Annotated in this window: 18 protein-coding genes and 1 pseudogene; 9 read left to right on the forward strand and 10 right to left on the reverse strand. The window is 37.5% G+C overall.

Annotated elements, in window-relative coordinates; translation table 11 throughout:
- Nucleotides 1-2 precede the first annotated feature (2 nt).
- Both MTQ00_RS05100 and MTQ00_RS05105 read right to left on the reverse strand, forming a co-directional pair.
- A complete protein-coding gene (locus tag MTQ00_RS05100) occupies nucleotides 3-461 on the reverse strand; it encodes a hypothetical protein (RefSeq protein ID WP_273647971.1) in 459 nt (152 codons plus the stop codon).
- A 69-nt stretch (nucleotides 462-530) separates the two neighbouring features.
- On the reverse strand, nucleotides 531-1121 hold the full coding sequence (locus tag MTQ00_RS05105) for a TetR/AcrR family transcriptional regulator (RefSeq protein ID WP_273647972.1): 591 nt from the start codon (nucleotides 1119-1121) through the stop codon (nucleotides 531-533).
- A gap of 186 nt (nucleotides 1122-1307) precedes the next feature.
- Between MTQ00_RS05105 and MTQ00_RS05110 the strand changes: the two genes are divergently transcribed.
- The 3 genes from MTQ00_RS05110 (at nucleotide 1308) to MTQ00_RS05120 (ending at nucleotide 4370) form a co-directional block, all read left to right on the forward strand.
- On the forward strand, nucleotides 1308-2537 hold the full coding sequence (locus MTQ00_RS05110) for an MFS transporter (protein ID WP_273647973.1): 1230 nt from the start codon (nucleotides 1308-1310) through the stop codon (nucleotides 2535-2537).
- A gap of 184 nt (nucleotides 2538-2721) precedes the next feature.
- Nucleotides 2722-3300 (forward strand): 5'-methylthioadenosine/S-adenosylhomocysteine nucleosidase family protein, encoded by a 579-nt coding sequence (locus MTQ00_RS05115; protein ID WP_273647974.1) that lies wholly within the window; start codon nucleotides 2722-2724, stop codon nucleotides 3298-3300.
- A gap of 179 nt (nucleotides 3301-3479) precedes the next feature.
- The gene (locus MTQ00_RS05120; RefSeq protein ID WP_273647975.1) at nucleotides 3480-4370 is read left to right on the forward strand and encodes an MBL fold metallo-hydrolase; all 891 of its coding nucleotides are present in this window, start codon (nucleotides 3480-3482) and stop codon (nucleotides 4368-4370) included.
- 20 nt (nucleotides 4371-4390) lie between these two features.
- Here MTQ00_RS05120 and MTQ00_RS05125 read toward each other — a convergent pair whose 3' ends face one another.
- A complete protein-coding gene (locus MTQ00_RS05125) occupies nucleotides 4391-4846 on the reverse strand; it encodes a PCC domain-containing protein (protein WP_172282837.1) in 456 nt (151 codons plus the stop codon).
- A 21-nt stretch (nucleotides 4847-4867) separates the two neighbouring features.
- Nucleotides 4868-5461, reverse strand: coding sequence for a Crp/Fnr family transcriptional regulator (locus MTQ00_RS05130; RefSeq protein ID WP_273647976.1), 594 nt, complete (start codon nucleotides 5459-5461; stop codon nucleotides 4868-4870).
- A gap of 562 nt (nucleotides 5462-6023) precedes the next feature.
- On the opposite strand from MTQ00_RS05130, the gene MTQ00_RS05135 reads away from it, so the two are divergent.
- On the forward strand, nucleotides 6024-6365 hold the full coding sequence (locus MTQ00_RS05135; RefSeq protein WP_172282833.1) for a helix-turn-helix transcriptional regulator: 342 nt from the start codon (nucleotides 6024-6026) through the stop codon (nucleotides 6363-6365).
- Between the two features lie 6 nt (nucleotides 6366-6371).
- On the opposite strand, the gene MTQ00_RS05140 is transcribed toward MTQ00_RS05135, so the two are convergent.
- Complete coding sequence (locus MTQ00_RS05140) at nucleotides 6372-7103, reverse strand: MBL fold metallo-hydrolase (RefSeq protein WP_273647977.1); 732 nt, start codon at nucleotides 7101-7103, stop codon at nucleotides 6372-6374.
- Between the two features lie 166 nt (nucleotides 7104-7269).
- On the opposite strand from MTQ00_RS05140, the pseudogene MTQ00_RS05145 reads away from it, so the two are divergent.
- Nucleotides 7270-7801: pseudogene (locus MTQ00_RS05145) on the forward strand (GNAT family N-acetyltransferase).
- Here MTQ00_RS05145 and pdeM read toward each other — a convergent pair.
- The 4 genes from pdeM to MTQ00_RS05165 all read right to left on the reverse strand — a co-directional run bounded on the left by pdeM (nucleotide 7798) and on the right by MTQ00_RS05165 (nucleotide 13610).
- Complete coding sequence (gene pdeM / locus MTQ00_RS05150; RefSeq protein ID WP_172282827.1) at nucleotides 7798-8442, reverse strand: ligase-associated DNA damage response endonuclease PdeM; 645 nt, start codon at nucleotides 8440-8442, stop codon at nucleotides 7798-7800. The pseudogene MTQ00_RS05145 and the gene pdeM sit on opposite strands and share 4 nt — an antisense overlap.
- A 116-nt stretch (nucleotides 8443-8558) precedes the next feature.
- Nucleotides 8559-10961: a ligase-associated DNA damage response DEXH box helicase gene (locus MTQ00_RS05155; protein ID WP_442868073.1), complete on the reverse strand. Its 2403-nt coding sequence runs from the start codon at nucleotides 10959-10961 to the stop codon at nucleotides 8559-8561.
- A 49-nt stretch (nucleotides 10962-11010) separates the two neighbouring features.
- Nucleotides 11011-12591, reverse strand: coding sequence for an ATP-dependent DNA ligase (locus tag MTQ00_RS05160; RefSeq protein WP_273647979.1), 1581 nt, complete (start codon nucleotides 12589-12591; stop codon nucleotides 11011-11013).
- Entirely contained in the window at nucleotides 12588-13610 is a 1023-nt protein-coding gene (locus MTQ00_RS05165; protein ID WP_273647980.1) for a ligase-associated DNA damage response exonuclease, read from the reverse strand. The genes MTQ00_RS05160 and MTQ00_RS05165 overlap by 4 nt, the downstream gene beginning before the upstream one ends.
- A 216-nt stretch (nucleotides 13611-13826) precedes the next feature.
- Here MTQ00_RS05165 and MTQ00_RS05170 point away from each other — a divergent pair, with 216 nt between their 5' ends.
- The 4 genes from MTQ00_RS05170 (at nucleotide 13827) to MTQ00_RS05185 (ending at nucleotide 16436) form a co-directional block, all read left to right on the forward strand.
- The gene (locus MTQ00_RS05170) at nucleotides 13827-14615 is read left to right on the forward strand and encodes an SDR family oxidoreductase (RefSeq protein ID WP_273647981.1); all 789 of its coding nucleotides are present in this window, start codon (nucleotides 13827-13829) and stop codon (nucleotides 14613-14615) included.
- A gap of 72 nt (nucleotides 14616-14687) precedes the next feature.
- Nucleotides 14688-15089: a GlcG/HbpS family heme-binding protein gene (locus tag MTQ00_RS05175; protein WP_273647982.1), complete on the forward strand. Its 402-nt coding sequence runs from the start codon at nucleotides 14688-14690 to the stop codon at nucleotides 15087-15089.
- A gap of 18 nt (nucleotides 15090-15107) precedes the next feature.
- Nucleotides 15108-15929 (forward strand): helix-turn-helix domain-containing protein, encoded by an 822-nt coding sequence (locus MTQ00_RS05180; RefSeq protein ID WP_273647983.1) that lies wholly within the window; start codon nucleotides 15108-15110, stop codon nucleotides 15927-15929.
- A 6-nt stretch (nucleotides 15930-15935) separates the two neighbouring features.
- Nucleotides 15936-16436, forward strand: a complete 501-nt coding sequence (locus MTQ00_RS05185) for a hypothetical protein (protein WP_273647984.1) — start codon at nucleotides 15936-15938, stop codon at nucleotides 16434-16436.
- A 23-nt stretch (nucleotides 16437-16459) separates the two neighbouring features.
- Here MTQ00_RS05185 and MTQ00_RS05190 read toward each other — a convergent pair whose 3' ends face one another.
- The gene (locus tag MTQ00_RS05190; protein WP_172282815.1) at nucleotides 16460-17374 is read right to left on the reverse strand and encodes a helix-turn-helix domain-containing protein; all 915 of its coding nucleotides are present in this window, start codon (nucleotides 17372-17374) and stop codon (nucleotides 16460-16462) included.
- Nucleotide 17375 lies beyond the last annotated feature (1 nt).

A 17375-nucleotide genomic window follows, 5' to 3' on the forward strand; every position in this document is an offset into this window, starting at 1 on the left:
AATTATCTGAAATAAGGTCTGTTTGCAAGAGGGGAGAAAGGCCACGGGATCGCGATAAGAATGATAAGCAATCCGACGCCAAACCATAAGAATATAGTCCTAAACTTATCCTTGTCGGTTTCTTTACGTTTTGCCAGGGCAGAGCCAATCGTAATCATAACAATAGAAATCAGCATTAGGGAAATGTGGATCAGTCCAAAAAATAACAGGTCACCGGTATCTTTAGCTACCTTGAAATTCTTCCAGAAGTAGGAGACAATAGGGCTTTTGGAGTATAGTATAATTCCCAGAACAAGCTGGATATGGGCAATCGTTGCTGTCCAGTGTCTCACGGAATCATCAGTTTTAGAGAATTTGCTGTTTGAACGGTATCCTTTATAAGCTCTGAATATTGCATATATAAGGCTTATTAAAACCAACCACCGGAAGATGGAATGCAGAAAAGTAAGTGTCTGGTACATATGTAGTTTTTAATACGCAGACAAAGATATAATAAAACATACTAATTAGTATGTTTTTAAGTAAAAAAATTATTGAAAGCCTTGTAAATAAACCTTAAGTTGCTTTAAATAAACAAGATAAACTGACTTATTGTTTTCTAATTTTCCTAAATTACGGATTCCCCAATAGCCCGACATTACAAAGACTGCAATTCCTTTAGCATCTGCTTTTTCACTAACCGTTCCATTTTCTTTGCCTTTCTCAATTGCCAGGATCATTGCCTCCTCCCACTGGCCCGATAAACTGTTCAGTGCTTTTGTGAATTCTATATTCCATGGAGCCATTTCTTGTGCGAAATTGGAAGCAGGGCAACCGTATTCTACTTTTAAAAACTCATTATCCATCAGAAGGGAATACATCAATTGATATACAGCATCCAACGGATCATCCGTATTTTTAAACGGGGCAATAAAAGTATCCTGAAAGGTAGTTTTCATCAATTCATTGATGATGGCCAGCCCCATTTCATCTTTTGTTTTGAAATGATAATAGAAAGCTCCCTTTGTAACCTGGGTGGTTGCTATGATCTCGTCTACGCTTGTTGTCTGATATCCATTGGAATAAATCAGTTCAAATGCTTTCTGGAGAATGTTTAGTCGGGTGGCTTCAGATTTTTTCATTAGATACTAACCGGTATTTTTCTACAAATAAACAATATTTTTTCATCATTACAAATTCGGATCCGGTTAAATTCAACCTCTAAACTATTATAATTATAATAAATAACTACTATTTAACTAATTTTAATAATACTAAATTTTATCGGAACTTTGTCCTGTTAAAAGAACAACCAAAAACATAATACAATGAATCATCAGAATGAAATAGCTGTTTCCGACAAAACAGTCACCCAAAAGATAAAAAAAGGCCTTCCTGCTGCACTATGGGCATTAACGATCAGTGCATTTGGAATCGGAACTACAGAATTCGTTATCGTAGGTCTTTTACCAACAGTAGCAGGAGATTTAGGTATTTCCATTCCTTCAGCAGGCTTATTGGTAAGCTTGTATGCTATAGGAGTAGCCATAGGAGCTCCCGTTTTGACAGCTTTAACAGGTAAGGTACCCCGCAAAACGCTTTTGATCTCCATTATGATCCTATTCGTTATCGGAAATGGATTAGCTTCAATAGCCCCTGGATTTATTACATTAATTTTAGCCAGAATTTTAACAGGATTTGCTCACGGAGTCTACTTTTCTATCGGATCTACGATCGCAGCATCTTTAGTTCCTGAGGAAAAAAGAGCTACGGCAATATCGATTATGTTTGCAGGCCTCACTTTAGCCATTGTTACCGGTGTTCCACTCGGAACATTTATCGGACAGCATTTTGGCTGGCGGGCAACTTTTATCGGAGTCGCTATTTTAGGAATTATCGGGTTATTGGCCAGTATGATTCTTGTGCCTGCCCATTTACAAAATGGAAAAACAGCTTCTTTACAACAACAGTTAAAAGTACTTACCAATAAACGTTTAATTTTTGCCTTTTTAATGACAGCTATGGGATATGGCGGAACCTTTGTCGTTTTCACTTATCTATCACCAATTCTGCAGGAAATTACAGGGCTGAAAGAATCTGTTGTAACGTTGATCTTACTGATTTATGGAATTGCTATTGCTCTGGGAAACCTTATCGGAGGAAGGTTAGCTAACAAAAATCCCCTGAAAGCATTATTATGGATGTTTATAGCACAAGGTCTGGTTTTATTTCTTTTTTACTTTACGGTTCACAGTCCGGTTTTAAGTATTATAACCTTATTCTTCCTCGGAGCATTATCTTTTGCCAGTGTTCCCGGATTACAGCTTTTAGTCGTTCAGATTGCAGAAAAAGAACTTCCGGGAACACAGGATGTGGCGTCAGGCATTAATATTGCCGCCTTTAATATTGGAATTGCGATCGGATCCTATTCAGGTGGGCTTATTGTAACATCATCTTTAGGGATAGAAAGTACACCATGGATCGGAGCTTTATTCCTTGTCATTACAGTAATGATTACATTATACAGCATTCACCTTGGAAAAAAACTGTTGAAATAATTGGCGGAAAAACGATTAACTGTTTATCCGTATAAAAAGACTCAACCCTTTTGGGATGAGTCTTTACATACAACACCAAATCTAACTATGTTTTGAACAGTGTGAGAAAAAACCATTTGCACAGATTTTTTATATGCTTTTTAATAAATACATTTGCATCCGTTATTTCTAAAAATTATTACTCATGATAGCAATTAATTCTGAGCATACATATCCGTTAGAAGGCACCCTCTTTGTTTTCGCACTGGAATCTGAAGCCGCAGATCTTTTTAATGATACCCATAAACTGATCACCGGAATAGGAAAGGTGAATGCTGCCTCAGCACTCACCAGGGAAATCCATTCCAGAAAACCGAAGCTAATTGTTAATCTGGGTTCCGCAGGGAGCAAAACATTCGGTAAAGGAGAAATTGTTTGTTGCACAAAATTTATCCAGCGCGATATGGACGTAAGAGGTCTTGGGTTTAAAAAATATGAGACTCCGTTATCGGGAATTCCACCTGTCCTCGAATACGGATTGAAAATGGATGGAGTACAACAGGGGATATGCGGAAGTGGTGACAGCTTTGAAACGGATCATATAGAAACAGATTATAATGTAGTGGATATGGAAGCTTATCCTCTGGCATTGATTGCGATGAAGGAGGAAATTCCTTTTCTAAGTTTGAAATATATTTCGGATGATGCTGGCAGTGATGCTGCTGACGACTGGTCGGTACAGGTACATCTTGCTGCCGAGGCATTCAGGAAGTTGTTGTTTTAAATAACAGAAATTGCCTGTCAGAAAGGATTAATTTTAATTTAAAGTATTTTTTTTATTTATAAAATTATTTAATTTTGCAATACAGTAAATCAATTTACCACCAGTTCTTATGATCTGGTGTTTCTTATTTAAAACAGTTTTTGAAAACTGATATAGGAATATATTAATTCAGAAAGCGAATGAAATCAAAAAATAGCGCATCGATCCATATTCCAATGGGGGAAATGGATGTTTATATTGTATCGGACGGATATTTTGGAATAGGTAATCCACAACCTATTTTAGCTCCTGAAATTGAAGAAGAGAATGTACAGGATGCTTTAAAATCTTTACACTTACCCGGATCTGAATACGAGATGCCTATTACCACCCTTTTTATCAAGAGTGGAGACCGTCATATCCTTGTGGATACCGGCGAAGGGTATCATGATCCCGTAAACGCTGGCTGGCTTCAAAATAGCTTATCGGAAGCAGGGTTCTCACCGGAAGACGTTACGGACATCCTGATCACGCACGCACACAGGGACCATATCGGAGGAATCCTTTTTGAAGATGGCGGAAGAAGATATCCTAATGCAAAATATCACATACCGGCTCCGGAATATAACTTCTGGAACAGCGAAGCAAAAGATTTCTCCAAAAGCAAAATGACTGTTTATCCAACAGGAAAAATACAGACCGATATCCTTGGAGCGATTAAAAATGAGCTTACTATTTTTGAGCCCGGCGATGTATTATTCTCATGCATCAAAACAGAACTGGCACCCGGCCATACACCTGGGCATATTATATTGCATATATTTTCCGGTGACCAATCTATCACACACCTCGTAGATGTGGTTCATTCTTCTTTGCTCATTGCTCATCCGGATTGGGGCACCCAATGGGATGTTAATTTTGAAGAAGGAGTTGCTACCAGAAAGCGGATTTTAGAAAGTTGTTCTGTCAACAATACTTTAGTGACCACCTGCCATCTTCCGTGGCCGGGGATAGGATATATTGGGAAAACCGAAAAAGGCTGGCAATGGATTCCGAAAGCACAATCAGATCCCTATTCAATAAGGATCTGAAGTATTTTTGGATAATACAATTAATTAAAACTCCAGAAGCTGGTATGGCAGAGGTCCAGAAACTCATCGGTGATTATCCGGTCATCTGCAGAATAAAACAGGAATTCCGTACAACCGTGTACTTTAGCATCAATCAGCTGACCCGACAATGTGGTTTCATTTCTCCATTCGAGGGTAGCATTCAAGGAAACGGATATTTTTCCTTCGTGATCTGAAACAGCTCCTGAAATATTCTGAATTTCTATGGGATTATTTAAATGGGTATATAAATACTTCTTTACAATAGGCTCTAAAAAGCGAAGGGTCATCTCTTTGACGATTCCTACACCCGAAAAATTTCCTGATTTGATCCTTTCATACGAGACAAAATCATTTAAAGCATCCAGAACATCTGCTTTGTCCTGAAGCTTTACAATGTAGTAATCTTCAATTCTGTGAGCGGTCCATAGATTGCCGGTAACAATTTGTGAATTCATGATAGTTAGTTTTGCTTAAAATTAATAGAAAATTTTTCGGTTCACAATTTTTAATTCATTTTCTTTTTCCATATTTTTTATAACACGAATTACAGTTTCTACACGAAGCCCTGTTAAAGAAGCCAATTGTTGCCTGGTTAAAGGGATTTGAAAAGAATACGGTGTCTTATTTTCGTCATAGCTTTTAAGATAATCCATTAAGAGTTTTAATTTGGAAGCGGGATTTTGAACGGAAAGATTATACAACATAACATATTTGTAATACATCCGTTCTGCCATACACTGGTAAATATTGTTGGAAACTTCAGGATTTTCTTTCATTAAAATTAAAAAATCCGATTTAGAGAGTTTGAGGACTGTGGAGGGGGTGAGGGATTCCGCGTTCATGGGATAGGGTTTATCGACAAACAAAATGGATTCTCCAAAGCTATTCCCATCCGAAAAAATATTCTGAATGAATTCTTTTCCGTCTTCCGTATAATTATTGAGTTTTATTTTTCCTTTAATAATTTGGTAGTAATGTAGTGCAAGTTCTCCTTCCCGGAATATCGTGTCGCCTGATTTATAATTTTTAACTTCTGCTCCATAGGAAAGCAATAGATCTTCATTTATCATGGTAATATCAGCTTATAAGGTTAAAAATTAAATATGCTGGTAAGGTAGCCGCTACCTTTGTTTAGTAAAGAGAGACTAATTTTCGGTAATTTCCTAAAAATCACGTACCACATCAGTACCACGTATTTTATTTGTCGGTATGTGGAAACATGCTGCTATAACAAAATAGAAAAACATTGATCATGATCATAAAAAGTAATGAGTGAAGCGGTGTACATTTGAATTCTCACTTAAAAAATGCGGAATCTGGAAAAAACACTAAAAATAAATCTGACTGGCACTATGGAGAGACTCGCGTGGTATCTATGTGGTATTTTAATTTAACAAAAATTTAATCATTTTTTCTTTCTTTGTCTTTGTTAAAGCAAACTTTATTTTTAAAGGTATGAAGGAATTGTAAAAAATAGTTCAGTCTAAAAAATTAATGGTGTTCCTATTGTTTTCAATAACAATCAGAAGATTCTAAATGTATTAAAAATAATAGTGAGAAAGCGTATTAAACTCTGTAGCAGTGTAATAAAATGATAACGTTGCAGAAACTAGTAGAGATGAGAAAAATATTATGAAAAACGAAAAACCTGGATTTAATTTAGAAGATTTAAACGAAAAATTTTTTGCTCAAGACGAAATTATAGCATTAGCCAAAGAAAATTCTCCACGTCTATTGAATAAATTCAGATTAGTTTATCCCAATTTCTTTGAAAAAATATCCCTTATACAACCCGATTTAAAAAATTCGGAATTGATTTTTTGTGTTTATCTAAAACTGAATTTATCAACAAAAGAGATTGCAACCTATACTTTTGTAACGCCAAAAGCCATCCAGAACAGAAAAAACAGAATCAGAAAAAAGCTGTTCATTCCCTCTGAAACAGACATTTACAAGTGGTTTAATGATTTATAGGAGGATTTAGAACTGTATAGCCGTTTTATCAAGATCGTGATACAGTAATATATTCCAATGTTTTTCTTCGGCTTGCTTTTGCCAGTCTTGTCGTAATTCCATAGCTTTTCTGCCATCAAAATCGCTTTTATAAGCGAGATGATAGTGCAGATAGGCTTCCTGTGGCAAATCGTCAGCACCATAAAAGGCAGTTTGCCCGTCCTCAGTGATCCAGAAAACCTGCATAAAAGGAGTATGCCCTCCAACCACTTCGTAAGAAATTTCATTGGTAATGCTGCCTTTATCATCATTCATCCAGACGATGTTTGGTAATTGAACAAGCTTATCCAGGGTATCGAAATCAAACGATGGATTTCCTGTATTTTCACGTGCATATTCCAATTCACGCTTCTGAATATATAGGTCAGCATTGGGGAAAGTAGCCTCAAAGCCGGTTTCAAGGTGCAGGATCGCTCCTTCGATATGATCTTTATGTAAATGGGAGAGCAGGACTTTGGTAATCTGATGACGGCTGATATTTTCTTTCTCCAGAATGTCTAAAATAACCATTTTTCCTGTTTGATTTTTCCAGCCCAATCCGGTATCAAGCAGAATATAATCGTTTTTAGTAATGATCAGAAAAGGTTGTACAGCCATTTTTATTCCTTGGGCAAGATCAATTTTCCCCGTGGTTAAAAGACTGAAGTCTTTGGTTGGGCTGGCTACAAAATTACCTTCTTTTAGTGGAATGATTTTCATGTTGCAAATTTCCTGAATATTTGTAAATATTGAAAACTTTATTTTCAATACAAACTATCGGTAAAACCAATGTTATTATCAAAAATGTCAATTTTTATCAACTCTGTATCCATCCCTTTTTATAATCTATTTGTAATTTTACAATTAGTAATAAGCAACAGTAAATATGAGCTCGATAATACTCAATAAAGCATTTCCGGAAGACCTGGATGTCCTTCAGATCCTTGGAAAAGAAACTTTTTCGGAAACCTTTGCAGCAAGCAATTCCAAAGAAGAGATGGATCTTTATCTTGAAAAAAGTTTTAATAAAGAAAAACTGACTGATGAATTGAATAATCCCGAATCTTATTTTTTTATTGCCTGGGAAGAAGATAACCCGATCGGATATCTGAAACTGAATTCTGGAACTGCACAGACTGAGTTACAGGACCATTCGTCACTTGAAATTGAAAGAATCTACGTAAAGAGCAGCCATCACGGTAAAAAAGTGGGTCAGCTTCTTTATGAAAAAGCATTAAACACTGCCCAAGAGCTAAATAAGGCTTATATCTGGCTTGGCGTATGGGAAGAAAACCATAGGGCTGTTAGTTTTTATAAAAAAAAACGGTTTTGAGGAATTTGACAAACATATTTTCCGTTTAGGCAATGAAGAACAGACAGATCTTATGATGAAGAAAACATTGAATAAACAATTTTAAATTTCATAGATCTCGGCATCGGTAAAAACAAAGAATTTTCCTCCTTTAGGAAGATTCTTTGTGTCTAAACCGGTAAATTCACTGTAAGCCGGAAGAAGCAACTGTCCGGACGTTTTTACAAAGCATGGAAGACGGATATTTTTAACCGGAGAGCTGATGACAAATCCCGGATGGATATGCCCTGTAATCTGGAACTTCGGATTCGAATTGTCGAAATCATGAATAAACAGGATATCTCCTAATTCAAGCACATCGGCTTTAAAATCAAGACATAATTTTTCATCCAGCACTTTGGAAATCCGGTCATGATTTCCTTCCACAAGATAGAATTTCAGATCCGGGTATTGATTTTTCCATGCACAGAATTCATCCACATCAGAATTATTTCCGGCATGAAGCAGATCGCCTACCATAATAAATTTTTCAGGCTGAAAATAAGCAATCAGCACAGAAAGACGCTCCAGATCACTTTTCATTACATGGTTCGCCAAAGCAATTCCATTTTTTCTGAAATGGGCTGTTTTCCCGATGTGAAGATCGGATAAAATCAGTGCTTTCTCTTTTTTCCAAAATACAGCGCGCTGATTGGTTAAGGTGAAGATTTCAGATTGAATGGTTACGTTTTTTGTGGCGATGTTCATTTATTTGTTAGAGGTTAGAGGTTAGAGGTTAGAGGTTAGAGGCAAAGTTAAAGATTATTGAGTATTCCGGTCTTTTCTCTTTTCTCTTTTTTCTTTGCTCTATTTACTCTCTTTTTCTATTTTCTTCCCTTAGTCGCCTGTTGTATCAGCTTTTGTATCCTCGTATCTAACCCTTCACTTGAAAGCGTCTGACGAAGACTGTCAACTTTAATAGGAAAGCTTAAAGGGGTAAAAGTATTGGAATATTTTAAAACAATCTTTGATTTTTCTATTCTCTTAAAAGCTTCCACGAGCCTTTGCTCCTGAAGCTGCATGTTGAAGACTTCCGTATAGGCCTGACGAACAAGGAAGTGATTGGGATCATAGTCTTCCAATACTTTAAAAATAAGGCCTGCTGAGCTTTGCAAAGCTTTGTTCGATCTTTGTTGTCCGGGAAAATTCTGAATCACCATTCCGGAGATCACAGCAATATCCCTGAATTTTCGCCGGGCCATTTCAGCCGAATTAATACTCGATATTACATCAACCATAAGATTATCCCGGGTCAGGATCTTTTGCAGATTATCTTCATGTATCGGAATCTCCTTATCACTGAACAATTCAAATCCGTAATCGTTCATGGCCATTGAAAATGAAATGGGAGCCAGTTTTGAAATCCTGAAAGCGATCAGGGCTGCCATTACTTCGTGCACTAAACGTCCCTCGAAAGGGTACATAAACAAATGGTAACCTTCTCTGTTTTTAATAAGTTCTACCAGAAACTCATCTTCTCTCGGTATATGGGACCTTTTTTCCTGATTAACCAATAATGGATGTAAAAATTTCAGCTCTTTTTCCGAAGATGAAGGATTCAATGCACCGGAAAGTTTTTCCCTTAAGAAATGCCCTAGATTTGAACTTAAAGGTAACCTTCCTCCAAGATAGCTCGGAGCCAGAGCTTTTCCCTTTGCCAACCGTACATAAACGGTCATATCCTTCACCATTGCTACCTCAAGAACTCTTCCAGCCAAAATGAACTTCTCTTCTTTTTTAAGCTTTGAAATAAAATATTCCTCAACCATTCCGATATAGCCTCCGGAAATAAATTTCACTTTCAGCATGGCATCACTTACAATCGCTCCCATGTTCATTCTGTGCAGCATAGCTATTTTGCGGGAAGTAACTTTAAACAAACCATCTTCCATAATAACTACCTTATGAAACTCCTCATAACTTTTCAGAGCACTGCCGCCAATGGTAAGAAAATCTATTATAGCCTGCCATTCTTCATCCCTTATTTCCTGGAAAGTATAAATGTTTTTAATTCCCTGATAGGTTTCGTCAGGGTAGAAACCATCACCTATAGCTAAAGTCATCAGGAACTGAACCAATACGTCAAAACACAAAACCTGAGGTTCCCTGGGCTCTATAACTTTCTGTTTGACGGCTTCCTTCAATGCTGCCACCTCGATCAGCTCCAGGGAATGGGTAGGAACACAATATATTTTTGAAGTTTCAAAAGGGGAGTGTCCGCTTCTTCCTGCCCGTTGCAGAAATCTTGCGACTCCTTTTGCTGATCCTATCTGGATCACTGTATCAACAGGTTTAAAGTCGATACCTAAATCTAAAGATGAAGTAGAAACAACAGCCTTTAATTTGCCGTTACTTAAGTTTTCTTCAATCCAGATCCTTAAATGAGCATCTATGGAACTATGGTGAATGGCAATTTGCCCGGCAAAATCAGGATATGCATTTAAAAGCAGCTGATACCACATTTCACTCTGGCTTCGGGTATTCGTAAAAACAATGGTAGATTTGGATTCCAGAATGATGGGAACAATTTTATCTGCCAGTTTAGCCCCGAGATGTCCAGCCCACGGTAAAATTTCAACTTCATCCGGAAACACAGGAATGATATCGATCTTTTTATGTTGTTTAGCCGTGATCTTCACTTTTTTTACATCATACGGTATCAGAACATCCATTGCTTCTTCAAGATTGCCTATTGTTGCGGTAATTCCCCAGATCTTTAGTGTTGGAGCATATTTTCTGACCTGCGAAATTCCCAGTTCCACCATCACACCTCTTTTGGATCCCAGCAGCTCATGCCATTCATCTACAGCAATACAGTGAAGATTCTGGAAGAATCTAACATGATTTTTCTGTCCCAGAAGCAGATGTAAACTTTCCGGTGTTACGACAAGGATTTCAGGCATATTTTTTACCTGCTGCTGTCTGGTTTTAGGATCAGTGTCACCATTTCTGACACCTACTGTCCAATCCAACCCGATTTCATTGATAGCTTCTTCCATGGCTTTAGCAATATCTTTGGAAAGGGATCGGAGAGGAGTGATCCAGATCATTTTAAGTCCTTTTTTAAATTTCTCAGGATGATTAAGAAAATCTGTAATTAACGCCAAAAACACGGAATAGGTCTTACCAAATCCCGTAGGCGCAATAACCATTCCGCTGTATCCGTTTCCAAATTTCCACCAGGTATCCGTTTGGAATTTAAATGGGGTATTACCTTTTTCAGCCATCCATTGCTGGATAACCTTAAATCCGTTGGTATGTTCAAAAGCACTCAAACTATTGTATCAGTTTTTTTATTTCTTCAAGATCATCAATTTCATCGACTGTTTTGTCTTTCCGCCATCTTACGATTCTCGGAAAACGTAGAGCCACCCCGCTTTTATGCCTGCTGCTGAAACCTATTCCTTCAAAAGCAATTTCAAAAACAAGTTCCGCCTTTACAGTCCGGACAGGACCGAATTTTTCAATCGCATTCTTATTAACAAACCTGCTTACTTCCATGATCTCCTTATCCGTCAATCCTGAATAAGCCTTAGCAATTGTTACCAGTGAATCTCCATTTTTAACTGCAAAACTGTAGTCGGTATAGTAAGCACTTCGTCGGCCACTTCCTTTTTGAGCATAGATCAGCACTGCGTCAATGGTCATGGGATTGATCTTCCATTTCCACCAATCTCCTTTTTTCCGTCCTGAATGATACGGAGAGTTCTTTTGTTTAAGCATTAAACCCTCACTATTAATATCCCTGGAGCTTTCCCTGATCTGATCCAGTTCCTCCCATTTTTCAAAATCAACGATTGCTGACAGCTTTAATTTTTCGGGATTTTCATTCAGGAATAATTCTTCGAGCATTGCTCTTCTGGCTGATATAGGTTTTTCGCGCAGATCATTTCCTTCAAGCTCAATAAGATCATAGGCAAATACTTCGATAGGAACATCAGTAAGCATTTTTTTGGTGACATTTTTACGGTTTAACCTTTTCTGTAATTCATTAAAGTTTAAAACTTTATCATCCCTTACCGCAAGTATTTCTCCATCTATGACAAAATTCCCCTGCATGGCCTTTACAGACTCTGCAATTTCAGGAAACTGTTCTGTTACCAACTCTTCACCCCGGGACCAGATGAATACTTCATCATTTCTCCTGATGATCTGCCCGCGGATTCCATCCCACTTGTATTCGACGAGCCATTCATCCGGATCTCCCAATTCCGAAAGCTCTTTCTCCAAAGGATAGGCAAGACAAAATGGATAAGGACGTGAATTATCTGTATTTACTTTTTCGGCGGAGATCAGTTCCTGAAAAGAAACTTCACCGGGATTCCATTTCCCCATCATACTGTGCATTAGTGCACTGGCTTCCTGTCCGGAATACTTTGTAAGCGCATTAATCAGTGTTTTATCCGATACGCCGATCCTGAAGCTTCCGCCCAGTAATTTATTGAATATTAATCGTTCTGTATAATCCAGCCCATTCCACGATTCTAAGACAAACTCTTTTTTCTCAGCCTCTGTCTTTTCTTTTAAGTTCACAATATCATTCATCCACTGTGAAAGACTTCGTTCTATTTTTTCGGTAGGTTGCGGAAGAATCAGAGAAAGTGTTTCTCCAAGATCTCCGACAGAAGAGTAGCTTTCCTGAAAAAGCCAGAAAGGCAGCTTTGTAATCTCCAAAGCCCATTCTTTCATATAATTTGTATTGACATTCCTTTTGGGTCTTTTGCCTGTAAATAAGGCAATAAACCAAACTTTATCTTCATCAGGAGCACGCTCAAGATAATCAATGATCGCATCAATTTTGGCATTGGTTTTATTGGTGCTTTCCAAAGCGTTGATCAGTTCTGCAAAATGTCTCATGATTCGGGGTTTTCAATGATTTCTTTTTCAGCCTCTTCTTCATCGTCGCCAAATTGGGTGGCAACCACATCCGCCTTAATTCCTATTTCATTTAAGTATTTTGAAAAAACTTCAGTCTGGCCATGGGTTACATATACTATTTCAGCTTCGGTAGCTTTTACAGCTTGTAACAATCCACCCCAATCCGCATGGTCACTCATTGCAAACCCTGCATCAGCACTCCGCCATCTTCTGGCCCCCCGAACCTGCATCCAGCCGGAGCAAATTGCCGTAGCGGCATCCGGTATTTTGCGGATCATATTGGTATCCAGTAAAGCAGGCGGAACAATGACAATTTCACCCTGCAGGTGTTTTATGCTTTCTCTGAAATCCGGGATTTCATACTCAGGCAGGACGATTCCGGCACTTTCAAATGCTTCGTTAAGCTTTCCGATAGAGTAGTGGACATGTATTTTCCCCAGACCTTCTACAGCTTTCATGATACGCTGAGCTTTTCCAAGAGAATATCCTACAAAAACTGAAGTCTTGGAATTTTCCTTATTTCTCAACACCCAGTTCTGAAGCTTTTTATTAAGATCTTCAATATCCAGCCAATTATAGATGGGAAGTCCGAAGGTACTCTCAGTAACAAATTCATTACACTTTACCAATTCAAAGGGTGTACTTAATCCATCATCCTGAACCTTATAATCTCCGGAAATCACACTTACATATCCTTTATATTCTAACCGGACCTGGGCAGAGCCTATAATATGTCCGGCAGGATGAAGGGAAACTTTTACTCCATTGATCGTGGTAACTTCTCCATATCCTACACTCTGACATTCGATATCGGGACCAATTCTCTGGTATAAAATAGGTTTTGTAAAATCATGGCAAAAATACTTCTTCATTCCCCAACGGGCATGATCAGCATGGCCATGCGTTATAACCGCAAGATCTACAGGACGCCACGGATCTATGTAAAACTGACCCTGAGGGCAGTATATTCCTTTTTTTGTGAATGTAATTAGTTTCAAATGAGGTATATTTTGTTATCGATAAAAGATATAATGCTTTTATAGCGATTTGGTTTAATTTATCATTCAAAAAGCTGACCAATTATCATTAAATCATGAAAAATAATCATTTTTCAGTGTGAACTTCCCAGCAATAAAACATTGGACTTTTCACCAATAAACAAAGACTGTATAAATCTGAAATTTGCCTTATGACTAACCCATAAAAAGTACAAAATGAGTAAGACGATTTTAATTACAGGAGCAGCAAGCGGATTTGGAAAAATAGCAGCTTTCGATTTAGCAAGAAAAGGACACCATGTAATTGCTACAACACAGGTATACCCCCAGATGAGCGACATGATCCGTGAAGCCAAAGAGCAAGGGGTAGAAATGACTGTTGATAAACTGGATGTTACCAATTCAAGAGATATCGCTTATATCTTAAAAAAATATGATATTGATATTTTAATAAGCAACGCCGGTATTATGGAAGGCGGACCTATTGCTGAACAGCCTTTGGATCTTATCCGTTCAATGTTTGAGGTGAATGTATTCGGGGCTTTGGAACTCGCTCAGGGATTCATTAAAAAATTCGTTCAAAAGAAAAGCGGAAAAATAGTATTTACCTCTTCTATGGGAGGTTTGTGGACGGTTCCGTACGTGGCAGCATACTGCGCATCAAAACATGCTCTGGAAGCTATAGCTGAGGGCTTAAAGACAGAACTGGCTCCTTTTAACATCAAAATTGCGACATGCAATCCGGGAGTATTCGGAACCGGTTTTAATGACAGGGGAGTGGATTCCATAAGACATTGGTATGATCCTAAAGAAAACTTCACTCCGGAATCTGCTTTTGCAGGAGCTGAAGAATCATTAGCCCATCAACTGGATCCTCAATCCATGGCAGATGTTATTGTAAATGTTACGTTGGATGACCATAGCAACTTCAGAAATTTGCATCCAAAGGAAACCGAGGATTTTGTAAAACAATTACAAACTGAAGCCTGGAGCGCAAAGAGCTAAAAACACAGTTACTTATAGAATGCATGAATATTATTGTTCATGCATTCATTCTCCCATTTAAATTTAAACGACATGAATATTACTTATCACGAAGCAACAAAAGCATTAAACGAATCAATTAAAAAAGCAGAAACACTTGGTATTCCCGTAAGCATTGCCGTTGTAGATACCGGAGGACATCTGGTTTCTTTTGCCCGCTTAGACAGTGTATACGGAGTAATAGATTTCGCCATAAAAAAAGCAAGAACGGCCGTTATGTTCGGAGTAGACACGGAGGTAATGGGAACCATCATTGCTGGCGCAGACATTCACGGATATGGCATGCTGAATTCAAACGGCGGTCTCCTTACGATTGCCGGCGGCGTAATCATCAGGAATGAAAAAGGGGATATAATAGGTGCTATCGCGTCTTCAGGAGGTACTGTGGAGCAGGATAGAGAAATAGCACTTGAAGGAGCCTCTTCTATTTTTTAAATTTTGCATATTTGTATAATGGCTCCACAATCTGAAATATTATTTAATCAACTGGTGTATTCCTGTGCATTTGAAAAACACAGGGGACATGAGGAATTTATTCCTGATCATTTCCTTGGTTTTCAGCTGTCTGGTGAAACCCATGCTTTCCATGATCAGGGGAAAACCGTTATAAAGGAAAATACAGTGGTTCTGGTGAGAAAAAACCAGCTGATCAGGACCATAAAGTATCCTGCCAAAAGTGCAAAATACCAATTTATTTCTATAACACTGGATAAAGAAACTTTACGGCAATATGCCGCTGAAAATAAAGTAGTAACCGACGATGTATTTCATAATAACAAGAAAATATTCTTTGAATCGGATGCATTCTTTTCGAATTATTTTATTTCGCTTACTCCTTACATTGATAAAACAAAAACAATTAGCTCCAATCTTGCTTCCTTAAAAGTGAAAGAAGCTATTGAGCTTATTTTACAGAGCAATCCTGATTTTAAAAATCTGCTTTTTGATTTTTCCGATCCCCATAAAACGGACCTGAAGGAATTTATGAATAAGAATTTTATCTTTAATCTTTCTATAGATGCCTTTGCAAAGCTGACAGGACGCAGCCTTTCAGGCTTCAAGCGTGATTTTCAGAAGACATTCAATATGCCTCCTAAAAAATGGATTAAGGAAAAAAGGTTACAGGAAGCGTATTATCTTATCAAACATAAAAATAAAAAACCGGCTGACATCTATCTGGATCTTGGATTTGAAAACCTGTCCCATTTCTATTATTCATTTAAAGAAAAATATGGTCTTACTACTTCTGAAATTTCACCACAGTCAGTATCCTGATGTATTATGATGAATTATATTCAGCAACTTCATCATTGGGCAAAAGGGGATCTGCTTCAGGCTAAAATCATGTTGGCCTGGGCCTTTATTTTTTGTATACCGCTCATCTGCTATTGTTTTAAAATCAATAAAATCTTTTATAAGGGTCTCATTATTCCATTAATTTTACTGGCCATCATGCTTTTAGGGTATGGCAGCTATTTATTGATCACAAAAGACAAAGAGGTTCGCAAAATAGAACAGCAATATTTAGAAAATCAAAAGAGAATTATTAGTAAAGAGCATTCCAAAGGAAAAGCCAACAGTAAAAGTTATGTCGTTTTTAAAACAATCTGGGGTTCATTGCTGCTGGTTTCCATTATAATCTACCTTTTGGCAAGCAGTATGTATATAAAAGGTTTTTCAGCAGGGTGTATTATTCTGTTTTTAACTTTATTGATTACAGATAACTTATTTCATGCCAGGATGAATGTTTATCTTTCTTTTTTACAAGAACTTAACAAGTAAAAGGTAAACATAGAAACAATCTTTTATGAAAAAAACTTTCTGAATTCCAATGGGGATTGGGCCGTCTTCTGTTTAAAAAGTTTACTGAAAGATTGCGGATGCTCAAAACCCAATTCATAGGCAATTTCGCTAACGGACAGACTGGTTGTGCTTAGCCGTTCCTTTGCATAGTCGATGAGCCTGTTCTGAATATGGTTCTGCGTGCTTTGCTGAGTGTGAATACGCAACAGACTTCCCAGATAATTAGGAGAAATATTCATTTCTTCAGCAATAGCTTTCACTGTGGGTAAACCATTACTAATGATCCTTTCATGATCAAAGAATTTAGAAATTGTTTGTTCAAAACGTTCTATGACTTCATGATTGGATTTTTTCCTGGTCAGGAACTGTCTTTCATAAAAACGTTCGGAATATATGAGAAGCAGTTCTATCTGTGCGATGATCAGGTCCTGGGTAAATTTATCGATATTAGACCGGTATTCTTTTTCTATATTCAGCAGAATTTCTACAATAGCTTTTTCCTCTTTGTCTGAAAGAAATAAAGCTTCATTCACTGCATATTGGAAAAAATCATAAGATTTGATCTTTTTGGCAAGTGACGTATTCCACAGAAAATCGGGATGGATCAGAAGTATCCAGCCTGTAGGTTCCACTTTAGCATTCTGATTGATCTCCACCTTTAAAAACTGTAAAGGAGAAACAAATGATAAAACCCCGGAATCAAAATCATACTCCTGCTGTCCGTAGTTAAATTTAGCATTAACATTCCGCTTTAAACCAATAGAATAAAAATTCTGAATCCATTTCATTTCATCATCCTTCACAGGGTAAGAAACCCTGCTATAATCAATCAGACTGATCAGCGGATGTTCAGGTCCTTCAAGATTACAAAAATGATGAAACTCGGAAATCGAATTAAAGCGAAATGTCTTTTCCATA

Origin of the sequence: Chryseobacterium sp. B21-037 (assembly GCF_028570785.1) — a bacterium.
GTDB lineage: Bacteria > Bacteroidota > Bacteroidia > Flavobacteriales > Weeksellaceae > Chryseobacterium > Chryseobacterium proteolyticum.

Excerpts from the sequence above, each read along its gene's own strand:
- MTQ00_RS05190 (WP_172282815.1), bottom strand. The coding sequence starts at position 17,374 with ATGGAAAAGACATTTCGCTTTAATTCGATTTCCGAGTTTCATCATTTT.
- MTQ00_RS05120 (WP_273647975.1), top strand. The coding sequence starts at position 3,480 with ATGAAATCAAAAAATAGCGCATCGATCCATATTCCAATGGGGGAAATG.
- MTQ00_RS05160 (WP_273647979.1), bottom strand. The coding sequence starts at position 12,591 with ATGAGACATTTTGCAGAACTGATCAACGCTTTGGAAAGCACCAATAAA.
- MTQ00_RS05170 (WP_273647981.1), top strand. The coding sequence starts at position 13,827 with ATGAGTAAGACGATTTTAATTACAGGAGCAGCAAGCGGATTTGGAAAA.
- MTQ00_RS05125 (WP_172282837.1), bottom strand. The coding sequence starts at position 4,846 with ATGAATTCACAAATTGTTACCGGCAATCTATGGACCGCTCACAGAATT.
- MTQ00_RS05100 (WP_273647971.1), bottom strand. The coding sequence starts at position 461 with ATGTACCAGACACTTACTTTTCTGCATTCCATCTTCCGGTGGTTGGTT.
- MTQ00_RS05110 (WP_273647973.1), top strand. The coding sequence starts at position 1,308 with ATGAATCATCAGAATGAAATAGCTGTTTCCGACAAAACAGTCACCCAA.
- MTQ00_RS05175 (WP_273647982.1), top strand. The coding sequence starts at position 14,688 with ATGAATATTACTTATCACGAAGCAACAAAAGCATTAAACGAATCAATT.
- MTQ00_RS05140 (WP_273647977.1), bottom strand. The coding sequence starts at position 7,103 with ATGAAAATCATTCCACTAAAAGAAGGTAATTTTGTAGCCAGCCCAACC.
- MTQ00_RS05130 (WP_273647976.1), bottom strand. The coding sequence starts at position 5,461 with ATGATAAATGAAGATCTATTGCTTTCCTATGGAGCAGAAGTTAAAAAT.
- MTQ00_RS05185 (WP_273647984.1), top strand. The coding sequence starts at position 15,936 with ATGATGAATTATATTCAGCAACTTCATCATTGGGCAAAAGGGGATCTG.
- MTQ00_RS05180 (WP_273647983.1), top strand. The coding sequence starts at position 15,108 with ATGGCTCCACAATCTGAAATATTATTTAATCAACTGGTGTATTCCTGT.
- MTQ00_RS05155 (WP_442868073.1), bottom strand. The coding sequence starts at position 10,961 with ATGGCTGAAAAAGGTAATACCCCATTTAAATTCCAAACGGATACCTGG.
- MTQ00_RS05135 (WP_172282833.1), top strand. The coding sequence starts at position 6,024 with ATGAAAAACGAAAAACCTGGATTTAATTTAGAAGATTTAAACGAAAAA.
- MTQ00_RS05105 (WP_273647972.1), bottom strand. The coding sequence starts at position 1,121 with ATGAAAAAATCTGAAGCCACCCGACTAAACATTCTCCAGAAAGCATTT.
- pdeM (WP_172282827.1), bottom strand. The coding sequence starts at position 8,442 with ATGAACATCGCCACAAAAAACGTAACCATTCAATCTGAAATCTTCACC.
- MTQ00_RS05115 (WP_273647974.1), top strand. The coding sequence starts at position 2,722 with ATGATAGCAATTAATTCTGAGCATACATATCCGTTAGAAGGCACCCTC.